General features: G+C 46.6%; 10 protein-coding genes. 1 reads left to right on the top strand and 9 read right to left on the bottom strand.

Annotation, left to right across the window (positions count from 1 at the left end):
* The first annotated feature begins 29 nt into the window (after positions 1-29).
* Positions 30-413, top strand: a complete 384-nt coding sequence (locus ABS362_RS04885; protein WP_350411201.1) for a rhodanese-like domain-containing protein — start codon at positions 30-32, stop codon at positions 411-413.
* A 73-nt stretch (positions 414-486) separates the two neighbouring features.
* Here the strand turns inward: ABS362_RS04885 and ABS362_RS04880 are convergent, their stop codons facing one another.
* From ABS362_RS04880 to ABS362_RS04840, 9 genes are all read right to left on the bottom strand, one after another.
* Positions 487-2,046, bottom strand: coding sequence for a carbon-nitrogen hydrolase family protein (locus tag ABS362_RS04880; protein WP_350411200.1), 1,560 nt, complete (start codon positions 2,044-2,046; stop codon positions 487-489).
* 271 nt (positions 2,047-2,317) lie between these two features.
* A complete protein-coding gene (locus ABS362_RS04875) occupies positions 2,318-2,974 on the bottom strand; it encodes a CoA transferase subunit B (RefSeq protein ID WP_350411199.1) in 657 nt (218 codons plus the stop codon).
* 11 nt (positions 2,975-2,985) lie between these two features.
* Complete coding sequence (locus ABS362_RS04870; protein WP_350411198.1) at positions 2,986-3,684, bottom strand: CoA transferase subunit A; 699 nt, start codon at positions 3,682-3,684, stop codon at positions 2,986-2,988.
* 899 nt (positions 3,685-4,583) lie between these two features.
* Positions 4,584-5,513, bottom strand: a complete 930-nt coding sequence (locus tag ABS362_RS04865) for a bifunctional riboflavin kinase/FAD synthetase (RefSeq protein ID WP_350411197.1) — start codon at positions 5,511-5,513, stop codon at positions 4,584-4,586.
* Positions 5,497-6,192 carry a tRNA pseudouridine(55) synthase TruB gene (gene truB / locus ABS362_RS04860; protein WP_350411196.1) on the bottom strand — a complete coding sequence of 232 codons (696 nt, stop codon included), beginning with the start codon at positions 6,190-6,192 and terminating at the stop codon, positions 5,497-5,499. Before truB ends, ABS362_RS04865 begins: the two co-directional genes overlap by 17 nt.
* Before the next feature lies 1 nt (position 6,193).
* Positions 6,194-7,027: an undecaprenyl-diphosphate phosphatase gene (locus ABS362_RS04855; protein ID WP_350411195.1), complete on the bottom strand. Its 834-nt coding sequence runs from the start codon at positions 7,025-7,027 to the stop codon at positions 6,194-6,196.
* The gene (locus ABS362_RS04850) at positions 7,028-7,243 is read right to left on the bottom strand and encodes a DUF3098 domain-containing protein (protein WP_162426898.1); all 216 of its coding nucleotides are present in this window, start codon (positions 7,241-7,243) and stop codon (positions 7,028-7,030) included.
* A gap of 2 nt (positions 7,244-7,245) precedes the next feature.
* Complete coding sequence (locus ABS362_RS04845) at positions 7,246-8,145, bottom strand: cell division protein FtsX (protein WP_350411194.1); 900 nt, start codon at positions 8,143-8,145, stop codon at positions 7,246-7,248.
* A 102-nt stretch (positions 8,146-8,247) separates the two neighbouring features.
* Positions 8,248-12,705: a translocation/assembly module TamB domain-containing protein gene (locus tag ABS362_RS04840; protein WP_350411193.1), complete on the bottom strand. Its 4,458-nt coding sequence runs from the start codon at positions 12,703-12,705 to the stop codon at positions 8,248-8,250.
* Positions 12,706-12,775: the final 70 nt, after the last annotated feature.

The following is a 12,775-nucleotide window of genomic DNA, read 5'->3' as shown; positions in this document are numbered from 1 at the left end:
TTATTATTTAAACTAAGGTTATAGTTATTATGGAACACAGATCTGCCGCTGATATGGTGAGTGAAGCCAAACAGCAAATCGAAAACCTGACGCCTGAGCAGGTAAAAGAAGAATTAGACAAAGGCAACGCTACCCTGATCGATATTCGGGAGAGCGAAGAGCTGAGCCAGAATGGTAAAATTGAAGATGCTGTGCATGCACCACGGGGCATGATAGAATTTTATGCAGATCCGTCTCTTCCGTACCACAAACCCGAGTTTGATAAAAATAAAAGATTGATTCTGCATTGTGCGGGTGGTGGTCGTTCTGCGCTGGCTACAACTACCTTAAAAAAGATGGGCTACAATAACGTAGCGCACATGGATGGTGGATTTAAGGCATGGAACGAAGCGGGCTATCCGGTTACAAAATAGAACTATAGCATTAAATAAAAAAGCGCTCCGGATTAACTTCGGAGCGCTTTTGGTTTTAACTATAAACTATAGTTTAGTCCTCCTTGCGGGTAACCCAACTCAGGTTATAGAGGTCTTTTCTGCGGTCTTTAAGGTTACGTACGCTACCTGCCGTATTCAGATCTTTTAGTAGGTTAAGGTCCAGGTCAGCTATCAGCGTCATCTCGGTATTTGGCGTGGCTTCGGCAATTACGGCATCATGCGGAAAAGCGAAGTCGGAAGGAGAGAAGACCGCCGATTGCGAGTACTGGATATCCATGTTCTCGACTTTCGGTAAGTTACCTACACTGCCGGTTATAGCCACGTAGCATTCGTTCTCGATAGCACGAGCCTGGGAGCAAAGTCGAACGCGCAGGTAGGCGTTTTTGGTATCTGTCCAGAATGGCACGAAAAGTATTTTCATGTCCATATCCGAGAGCATACGGGCTAGTTCCGGGAACTCTACATCGTAGCAGATCAGGATACCAATTTTGCCGATGTCCGTGTCAAAGATCTTTAGTTTGTGGCCACCGCGCATACCCCAATAGTGCGACTCATCAGGGGTTACGTGCAGTTTATATTGCTTGTCATAGGTACCATCGCGGCGGCACAGGTAGCTTACGTTATATAGTTTGTTGTCGTAATATTCAGGCATGCTGCCGGCAATAATATTGATGTTGTACGACAACGCCAGGTGTATCATGCGCTCGCGAATCTCATCGGTATATTCGGCCATACTTCTGATCGCTTCTGATGGAGAATCTTCTTTGGTCAGGGCCATCAATGGCGCATTAAAGAACTCCGGAAATACCACAATATCAGACTTGTACGAGCTCACCGTATCCACAAAGAACTCGATCTGCTGCATCATGTCGTCCAGCGATTTTACAGAGCGCATCTGCCACTGCACAATGCCTATCCGGACTACCGATTTGGTACCACCAATCAGCTTTTCCTTCTCCTCAAAGTATACGTTTACCCACTCCAGCAAGGTAGCGTAGGCGCGCGAGTCAGTATCATCGGGCAGGTAGTTCTTCATGATCTTACGCACATGGAACTCGTTGCTCAGCTGGAACGAAAGTACCGGATCCGAAAGCTCCTTGTTACGCACCATCTCGATGTACTTGGCAGGCGTAAGTTTGTTGGCGTAATCTTTATAACCTGGTATGCGACCACCGGCAATAATACCACGCAGGTTCAGGTTTTCACACATCTCCTTGCGGGCATCGTAAAGGCGACGGCCCAGGCGCAGGTTACGGTACTCGGGGTCTACAAATACGTCAATGCCATAGAGTGTATCACCTTCCGGGTCGTGCGACTTAAAGGTGCCACGGTCCACGATCTGTTCGTAAGTATGTTTGTCGCCATACTGGGCATAATCCACTATAAGACTCAGGGCGCCAGCTACTACTCTTCCCTTATCTTCAATGCAGATCTGGCCTTCCGGAAATTTCTTCAGCAGGTTCGAAAATTCCTTTCTGCTCCAGGCACCGTCAATGTTACGGTAAACCGTATCCATTATCTCTTTAACCTCTTTATAGTCTTTGAGCTCGAGCTGGCGCAGTAATAATTTGTGTTCTGTGTGTTCTGTACTTTCTTCGTTCTTATCACTCATAGTTTGATATTGTCTCTTTTATGCTACAGGTATACGTGCAGTAAGTATAGTTTCGATACAATTATACTTCAGGTACGCTGTACACCTGGTATCAAAGTTAAAAATAAAAGCGCAGCTGTTTAGCTACGCTTTATAGTTTGTGTGGTGATTGTCATCCCCCTACCCCCTTCAAAGGGGGACTTTATCAGATAACGTAAACAAAATTTAAATCTCACGCATTGTTGAGTGTCCCCCTTTGAAGGGGGTAGGGGGATGATTAAACGTATGCTAACTATAACTGCACTTCAGGTATATCGCCTTCTACTATAAGAGTTCCTTCGGTTGCTTTTCGGATATCTTCTACTGTTACACCAGGTGCACGCTCTAAAAGTTTAAAACCTTTATCGGTTACTTCCAGCACGGCCAGGTCGGTTACAATTTTCTTCACGCACTTCAGGCCAGTTATCGGCAGGGTGCATTCTTTCAGGAGTTTTGAAGAACCGTCTCGGGCGGTGTGCTGCATGGCAACTATAATGTTTTTGGCGGATGCCACCAGGTCCATGGCGCCACCCATGCCTTTCACCATTTTGCCCGGAATTTTCCAGTTGGCAATGTCGCCTTCTTCAGAAACTTCCATGGCGCCTAGTATAGTTAAGTCAACGTGTTCGCCGCGTATCATACCAAAGCTATCCGCAGAACTGAAAATAGACGAGCCCGGCAATGTAGTTATAGTTTGTTTACCCGCATTTATCAGGTCAGCATCTACTTTATCGTCGGTAGGGAAGGGGCCCATGCCCAGCAAACCATTCTCTGACTGCAATACCACTTCTATACCATCCGGAATATAGTTGGCCACCAATGTCGGGATACCGATACCCAGGTTCACATACATCCCGTTCTTAACTTCCTGTGCGATTCTTTTCGCTATCTGATTTTTATCAAGTGCCATTTTGTTCTGATTTAAGCCTGTCTAACCGTTCTCTGTTCGATGCGTTTTTCGTACTTCTCACCCTGGAAAATGCGCTGCACAAAAATGCCCGGCGTGTGGATCATGTTCGGATCGAGCTCGCCGGCTGGTACCAGTTCTTCCACTTCAGCAACCGTTATTTTTCCGGCAGTGGCCATCATCGGGTTAAAGTTCCGGGCAGTGCCTTTGTAGATCAGGTTGCCGGCCGTGTCGCCTTTCCAGGCTTTTACGAACGCAAAGTCAGCTTTCAGCCAGGTCTCCATCAAATACATCTTGCCGTTGAACTCGCGACTTTCTTTGCCTTCGCCTACTTCGGTACCATAACCGGCCGGGGTAAAGAAAGCAGGAATACCAGCGCCTCCGGCACGGATGCGTTCTGCCAACGTTCCTTGCGGGTTCAGTTCCACTTCCAGTTCTCCGCTAAGTAGTTGGCGCTCAAACTCGGCATTTTCGCCTACATAGCTGGAGATCATCTTTTTCACCTGGCGCTTCTGCAGCAGCAGGCCAATCCCGAAATCGTCTACACCGGCATTATTTGAGATACATGTAAGGTCTTTCACATCCAGGCGCAATAGCTCCTGTATGCAGTTCTCCGGTATTCCGCACAAACCGAAGCCACCCAGCATGAGTGTCATGCCATCCTGAACACCCTGCAATGCCTCCTGAACGTTTTTAACAGTTTTATTGATCATAGTTATTTAAAGTGCTGAGGTTCCGGTTTAATCTATAATTATCCGAAACGCAGTTTTCGAAATTGATTCTATACGTAGGTAAGTTATATATAATAAAAGCCATACAAAAATATGGCTTTAGTTTTTTGAGGAGTAGTTTGTTTGAATCAGGATTTTAAAAGTCCAAGCAGCGTGCGTAGCTCCTGCTAGTGTCTGATTTATAGTTAACTTTTCTCACTGCAGGAACCAAGCAATGCATTCATAGCTACCTGTTATCCTGGGAGCTCTAATTGACTATCTTTTTATAGTTGGCTTTGGTGCCCTCATGGCCGGGAGGCCTCGTCTTCGGGCATCGCGCGGTGTACATTTCCTTTGCTCCTGCGTCGCAATGCCTACGGCACCGGAAATCTACAAGGCGCTCAACCCAAAGACTGTGATCTTTCTCATAGCTTCCTTTTGTCTATACTTTGAAACGACAAGCTTCGAGATTGATCATGACTGTATTTTCGTAGGGACAGGTCGCGACCTGTCCGCTCATGGACTGTAACTATAAAACTAAAATGTAATTACGGCAATAGCAGAACTGTCCCCTTGAGGACAAGTGAGAACGGGAGTTCGAAACTTGCGAGCATAGCTCAATAGGGGTGTTAAAACCCCAACTATGAAACTATAAATCAACCTATAGCAGTAGCAAAAACTCCCCCCTTAAACAAGTCTTGGACCCTAGACTTGTTCTAAGGGAGGGGCTGGGGGTGGTTGTTCTACCTAAACTATAGAACTATAAACCCAACTTTAGTATTAGCGGAAATTCCCCTCTTGGGAGGGGCAGGTAAAACAGCAACTTTAAAACTAGACTTTCAACTATAGCAAAGCCTAATCCTGAAAATCCTTTTGAATCCAAAAATCCTGATTCTGACAAACTATAGTCCCAGCACCTTCTCTGTCGCTTCCTTATCCTTCGCTAACTGCGCTTTCAAAGCATCAAGTCCGTTAAACTTCTGCTCATCGCGGAGGTAAGCTACAAAAGCTACGGTTATAGTCTGTCCGTAAATGTCCTGGTTAAAGTTAAGCAGGTGTACTTCCAGGGTAAGGTGGGTGCCGTCTACAGTGGGGCGCATGCCAATGTTCATCATACCGGGATGGCGCTCGCCATTTATAGTAGCCCACACCGCGTATACACCGTTCGCTGGTATCAGTTTGTGTTTGTACGGAATGGCCAGGTTGGCGGTAGGGTAACCTATCGTGCGGCCAAGCTTCTGGCCTTCTTCTACTATAGATGTTAAGGTATAGTAACGGCCGAGGTAGCTGGTAGCAGTTTCCAGGTCGCCGCTTTCAAGGGCTTTCCTTATTTTGGTTGAGCTAACTCCCACATCGTCCACATCTTCGCGCGGAATCTCTTCTACTTCAAAACCATACTTGCTGCTGTGGGCCATCAGGTGCTCGAAACTGCCTTCGCGGTTCTTACCAAAACGGTGGTCGTAGCCTATAACAAGTACTTTGGTTCGGAGTGCTTTTACCAGTATGTCAGTAATAAAGCTGCGGGAACTGGTGCGGGAGAATTCTTTTGTAAACGGAAGGATGAGTAGATAATCGATGCCGAAGCTGCGGAGCTGCTCAATGCGCTCTTCTATAGTAGAAAGTAATTTCAGGTCGTTGTCTTCGGGAAAAAGCACTAGTCGCGGGTGTGGCCAGTAGGTGATGACCACACTCTGCCCATTGCGCTCGCGGGCACGCTCTATCACACGCTGCAAAATTTTCCGGTGGCCCACATGCACACCATCGAAGGTGCCGCTGGTAACCACGGGGTAACTTAGTTGCGGAAAATCAGCTATGTTACGAATTACTTCCATCCGCTTCCAGCTGTGCTTTTTTTATGGCCTGAATATCTTCTATAGTTAAGGCATCTTCCAGTTTATACTCACCAATGCGGGTACGAACCAAAGATCCCAAATGTCCGCCTACACCCAGTTTCACACCTAAGTCATGGGCCAGGCTACGGATGTAAGTGCCTTTAGTACAAACTACTTTAAAGCTTACTACTTCGCCTTCAATGGCAGTAATATCGAAAGCCTTTATAGTTATAGTCCGGGGCTTAAGTTCAGCAGCTTTGCCGCGGCGGGCCAGATCATAGGCGCGTTTGCCATCTACCATCACCGCCGAGTAAATAGGAGGGACCTGTTCTATAGTTCCAACAAAGGTGTCGGCAGCGGCTTTTATAGTTTCAGGGGTGAGGTGGCTGATGTCTTTGGTTTCGGTTACCTCGGTTTCCTTGTCGTAAGAAGGCGTGTATTGCCCCAGTATGATCGTGCCGGTATATTCTTTTTCCTGAGCCTGGATCTGATCGATGCTTTTGGTGAATTTGCCAGTGCAAAGGATCAACAAGCCAGAAGCTAAGGGATCTAAGGTGCCGGCATGGCCGATCTTTTTAATACGCAGGGTATTGCGCACCTTTTTCACAACGTCAAACGAGGTCCAGGTAAGCGGTTTATCTATAAGCAGTACTTCGCCTGCCTCAAAGTTATAGGCCATTTTATACTTTTAAATCAATGCCCATTGCCATTAATGCCAGCAACAGCACCCCTAACGCTATTCGGTAATAGCCAAACATTTTAAAGCCATACTTTGTCAGGAAGCTGATGAAGAACCGGATAGCCAGCATGGCAACTATAAAGGCTACAAAATTACCAATCAGCAGTAGCTGTAGGTCATCAGGAGTTATTACTTCAAAACTGTTCTGTATCTTAACCCAGTCGAATGTAAGAAGGTCAGATATCTCTAACTGTAGCAGGTCTGTCAGGAGTTTGTACGAAGCAGCGGCCAGCATAGTAGGCACTGCCAGGAAGAAAGAGAACTCAGCAGCTGTTTTGCGATCGATGCCCTGCGCCATACCACCAACTATAGAAGCAGCAGAACGAGACACGCCCGGTATCATGGCCACGCACTGCGCCAGGCCGATGATAAAAGCATTCTTATAGTTTACCGTCGTTTTGTCGGCATGTGCAAACCATTTGTCTACAAAAAGCAGGATAACACCACCAATAACCAGCGAAATAGCCGTAATAACCACACTTTCAAGCATGGCATCTACCACATCATTCAGTGCAAAGCCAATAACAGCTGCCGGAATAAAGGCTATAAGCAGCTTCTTATAAAAATCAAAACTCTGCAAAAAACGCCTCCAGTACAGCACCACCACCGAAAGGATAGCCCCGAACTGAATGTTTACAGTAAAGATCTTGGTGATCGGTAATTCGTTTATTCCCATCAGGGCTGATGCGATGATCATGTGTCCTGTAGAGGAAATAGGTAAAAACTCGGTAAGCCCTTCAATAATGGCTAAAATAATAGCCTGCCAAACGCTCATTTACTCGTGGTTTTTGTCTTTGATAAGGATGGCGAAAAATTCGATGATAAAGCCGGCCATCACAACTATAGGACCTAAGGTAATACCCATAAAGCCAAGGCCATATTGCTCGGTATCCAGCGTCATGATGATGAAACCAATAGCCAGTACCACAATGCCAACCAGCATCAGGATGTAATTTTTTCTGCCAAAGGCAAGTCTGTCTTTATTTTCCATTGTTAGTATAGTTCGTCAAGTGAAAGGCGCAGGTATTTACGCACCGCGCGGAATGAACTCAGGAACCCGATAATGCAACCGATTACGAGCAGCGCCCCCATCAGGATGTAGGTTTGTTCGTCGTTGCGGAGCTCTTTCAGTTCTTCTATCTCAGTATAAGCGTATTGCATTAGCGCAAATAATAGGATAGAAGCAATAACACCGCTCATAACGCCCTGCCACGCAGCACGGTTCAGGAACGGACGCTGTATAAAGAAACCGGTTGCACCTACCAGCTGCATACTTCTTATCAGGAAGCGCTGAGAGTACAAAGCCAGTTTTATAGTGTTATTGATAAGTATGGTTACCACCACCAGCAATATGGCCGCAAAGCCAAGCAGGATGATGCTGATCTTCTGAATGTTGGTGTTGATGGATTCTATGAAACTGGATTCTACATACTGTACTTCGAAAACGCCTTCAACACCTTCCAGGTCATTTTTTATGCCTTTCATCAGTACAGGAGTGGTGTTTTCGGCTTTGATGTTCAGCACATAGGCATCGCGGAGCGGGTTCTCACCTAAAAAGGACATGAAGTCTTCGCCGGTCGTTTCCAGGAACTGCTTGGCGCCTTCCTCTTTCGACACAAAGCGTACCTGTGCCGTGTCGCCTTTAATGGCTACATATTCTTTGGCTGCCAATTGCTTTTGCATATTGGCCAGTTGCACGCCTGTCAGGTTCTTGTCCAGGTATAGTTGCATCTCTATGCTTTCCTTTACCTTATCAGACAACTTACCGGCATGGATGAGCAGCAACCCAAACAACCCGATTACAAAAAGGGCGAGTGAGATACTGAATACCACCATGGTATGTGGGTAATTTCCGAGCTTCTTCTTTTTAACTGATCTGTGTTGCTTTGCCATAGGTACTCCTTCCATACAAAATTAGGAATATATTTTAAAAATCAGGAAAGGAGTTGGCGCTAAAACAAAAAGCCCTGCACAAGTAACTGGCAGGGCTTTAATTTATTTTTCTAAGTTCAGTCTTGGGTCGGAGTCGAGGATGATCTGTTGACGTTCCTCTTCTTCCAGTCTTCGCTGACGGCGGTTACTCATAAACAGCTCTTTCAGGTTATCGAAGCGCTTGGTGTGCAGCAAACTGAAACTTTGCCTGTTAGTTCTCCTGTCAAGCAGGCCGCGGGGTATCGTGCTGTATTCTATACGTCCACGCAACTCACCACTCTTTGTTATATAGTACTCCAGCGACCAGTCGCCCTGGTACCCGTTGTCTTTTGTAGTTCCGGCCAGGTTGCTGTTTCCTAAACCGGCCTCACTGGTTACACGCAGCCTTCCCTGAAAGAACGAATAGCTCAAGCGCACCTGCAGCGACGAAAGGGCATCCTGGTTAATGTTTCCTAAGCCGATATCAATTTCCAAGTTACTGTCTATGCTGTTCAGGAAGGTACTCAGCTGGCCTGATAACAAACTGCCCAAACTACCACCAACGGCTGTGCTCCCAGCATCTACAGTACTAAACGTGCCTTGTGGAGATAGCCTGCCCAATACCATTAAACTGAAAACCTGTCGGTTCAGCTCGGCTTCATCTGTTTTAATAGCGTTGGTAAGGGCTTCTGTTTCAGCTGTCTGTGGCACCTGGTCAAAGTTCATCCCCAGCGTGATCTGTGGCGTCAGCAACGGACCATCCAGATCAATAATAGCGGTAATAGGATAGCGACCTTGTAACGTACTTGTCTCGGTAACCGGCAACGACGCCATCTGTGTATAGTTACCAGTAATGTTCATGATGCCGCCCAATGGGTCCCCGTTCCATGTTATAGTGCTGCCGGGCTGAATATTAAATTCGCGGGTTACCAGTCCTTCCAGCAAGTTCAAGTTATAAGCACCTCTCGTTATCTCGAACACGCCAAACATGTTAAAGTCGCCTCGTGTGTCAATCGTCATTCTAATGTCGCCGCTACCTGATCCACGAATTACGTCACCGGTTGTTCTGTCAATGATGATCTCGAAATACGCATCGTCGGTCACGTCCAGGTTAAAATTCATGTTGATGCCGGAGAGGTCTACTTTCTGTTCATCTATAGCTACTGCCAGACTATCCGGGGTGCGGGTCACAAATTTTATGAAATCCTTGCGGGCTATGTTTTCCTGGTTATCGAGTGGTATTACAAGTCGGGTGTTCTCTTCGCTGCGGGCATCTACGTTTATGCGCAGGTTATCTACCGGACCTAGTACACTGGCCGTTCCTGTACCAAAAGCTGTTCCGTAGTATAGCTCATTCTGCTCAGCAGTGGTGTTCAGGATCATGAAATTGCGGTAGCGGGCACTCAGGTCAATCACCATATTAGAGAAACCATCGTGCGCGATGCCGCCTGTAACGGTGGCTGTGTTACCAAACAGGTCTCTTAGCTGTGCATTTCTAAAACTGATGCTATTCGGGCCAAGGTAAACACGATCGTTAAAGCGGTAGGTGGTATTCAGGTAATCGAATTTAAATTGCCCGTTCGTGACCATCACAGAACCTTTCAGGATAGGAGCTTTAAGCTGACCAAGTATTCTAACACGTCCTTCCAGGTCGCCTTGCAAATCCGTAAGGATCGGTTTGAGAAGTGGTTCAACCATTTTAAGCTGTGCCTCGTCCATTACGGCCAGCAGGTCCAGTTGGTCATCTACCGCATTCGGGTTATAGTTACCGGTTACGGTTAGCACCTTTTTGTTATTTCTGTTAATGCCAACATCCACTACCATTTGCTTGATAGCGTTGTTCCAGTCAGCCTGGCCCGAAATATCCCCGATCAGGAAATCATCCAGTAAAAAGGAATCGACACGGGCATTGATGTTCAGCAGGGCGCGGTTGTAAATGTCCTGGGCTACTACCTCACCGTTCAGCGTACCGGCAATTTTCTCCGTCATCAGGGTGTTCAGGTTGCGGAGGTCAAACTGCTCTACATTTAAAACAAGCTTACTGTCCGGGTCTTCAGAAATAGAGCCAAGCGCCCGGATTACCTGTTCCTGGTTTGTAATGGCAAAGTTCTCAAAAATAAAGCTTTTGCCGGCATCCCCGATAACAACGGTGTTGCCCGGCGTAAAGGCCCACGGCATGTCGCGCAGAATAATGTTCGATTTATCAAATACGAGCTGTATCTGGTTTTCTAAAAAGTTGAGGTCGCCGGTAATGGTAGCGCGGTTGTTATATTCGGGCTGACGCAAACTGGTCGCGAAGTCGATCTTCCGTTCGCTCCAGATGCCTTCCAGGTAAAAGTCCTGGGTCCGGCCTGCAGTTGGCAGCAGTTGCTCCTCTGAAGTGTAAATAATACTTGCCAGTACATCGGGGCTGTGCTGTAGTTTGGATGAGGTGATATCAAAAGTGTTGCGGTACAGGTTATATTCGTCGTAAGACAGGGTATCTATAGTTCCGAACATAGTTACTATAATCGTGTTGCCATGCCTGAACGAGCCTTCAATGTTCGTGTTTTGCGAAATGCTTAGTTTGGGCACCAGCAGTTCCAGCAACGGACTGGCATCTTTCAGAAACAGTTTATAGTTCAGATTATAATCGTTAGCCGGCTCCCCGGATTTGTTTCTGTAGTAAGCCTGCGTTACCGGGTCATTACTTTCAAAGTTCAGTTTATACTCGTGGGCCAGCTGGTCGAGGTCTTTAATCAGGGTGCTATAGTTAAAGTTACCATCTACCTGCAGGGTCAGCATGTCCGAAACAAGGTTAAGCGCCCGCTGGCCTTCCACGATCTCCGAATTGATGTAAAGCGAATCCAGTGCCAGCTCCTGTCCTTTATAGTTTATAGTTGCGCTGTCGAAACTGGCGATCCCCACAAAGTCGTCAAGGCGCAGACCCTTAAAGTTTAGGTTGGCATTGGCACTTATAGTTAAAGGCTCTTTCGAGAACCGAAGTGCCTGCAGGTCTACTTTCTGTAAATTAGCTACCATGTTAAAGGCCTGGTTGCCGCCATCCAGGAACACTTCACCATCGGCATTGAACACCAGGTTAGGATCGTTTATAGAAACCTGCCCCACAAACTTCTGGCGGCTCAGGTTGCCGTTGGCTACTATGTTGCGGTAGTTATAGTTCTTAAAGTTGAGCTGGTTTATAGTTGCATCCATATCCACGTTGGCATCTTCCAGGGTAAAACCGGAGCCTGCCACCTGTCCGTTCATAGATATAGTAGTGAGTAAATCGGTATGGTTGATGAGTTTGCCGAGGTTAAAGCCATTGGTGCTTACAAAACCTTTGTAAGAAGAGGTGCGTTTGTCGTCGCTTATTTTAAGGTTAATATCTGAGCGTACATTGCCCAGCGCCGTGGCAAAACTACCGTTGGCTACAAAGTCGTTATAAAAACCCAGGAAACGGCCATCCAGCTTTACTGTTCCCAGTCTGTCTACTACTTCAAAAGCATCGCGCGGCAAAAACTGCTTAATGTCGTCGGCATCTATAGTTGATGGCTGAAGTTTAAGATTCGCAAAGGTCTCTTTAAAGTTTGGCAAGCCATCGGCATTAATACTTCCAACTATATGGGTGTTCTGTCCATACTCCAGGTCTACGCTGTCGGCACTAAAATTAGAGACCTTGCCCTTATAGTTGATCGAATTGACCTGTATCTCTTCGTTATTATAATCCTTAAGCAGCGTGGTGAATCTCGAAATGTCTTTGGCGTATATATAAGAGTCGCGCAGGTTTGCGGTCATGGTTACGCTGTCGTTAAAACTTGTGAAGTTCTTGAACCGGTTAAAGTCGAAGCGAAGATAATCCCGGATGTTACTGTCCTGCACTCTAAGATCCAGGTCTGCCCATTCCCAGAATGTAGCGGCATAGGTCATCTTAGTGTCCAGCTTCCGGAGGTGCGTGTCTGAGCGTTTCTCGATGGCGCTGAAGTTGGTGATGTTGGCTTTCAGGGTATCTGCCAGCACAAGGCCATCAAAATTTCCATAGATGCTGTCCACGGTCATGTGGGCGTAATCCATGCCTTGCTGTTGGGCAAGGGGCTTGTTAAAATCGTCGTAGGTAAATCGGCCGTTCTTGATGATCAGCTCTGCTAGGTCGAACTTGAATGGTTTGGAAACTTTGGTAGTGTCTTTAACGAACAGTTCGCCTAAGGCTTCAAAAAATTCCCCTGCATTAAGCGAATCCGATCCTTCGTAATACACTAGGTTGGCGCGCGGCTCCTGCAACTCCAGGGTGGCTATGCTTAGTTCATTCGGGTTTAGGATAGAGAAAGCGGAAATATCTGCCTCGATGCGGCCAATGTAAAAAAGCTCGTTCTGTTTATAGTCGCGCACCTGCACCTGCTCCAGTATCACATTACTAAAGAATTCGATATCGACCCGGCCTACACTAACATCGTGGTTGGTAGCTTCGGAAAGCCAGGTAGCGGCGCGCTGGGCTATGTGCGTTTGAACAGCCGGAATGCGAATAGCAAAGAAAACAGCTATAAAAAGCAGCAAAAGCAACATGAAAAGCTCTAAAACTGTGTGAAGTAGTGCTTTTCCTATAACTTTGAAGTAATTTATGGACTGTTCTTTT

The organism is Pontibacter populi (genome assembly GCF_040278685.1).
In the GTDB taxonomy this organism is placed as follows: Bacteria; Bacteroidota; Bacteroidia; order Cytophagales; family Hymenobacteraceae; genus Pontibacter; species Pontibacter populi.
Note: the sequence above shows the minus strand (reverse complement) of the source record. Positions and strands in the feature narration are given on the sequence as shown.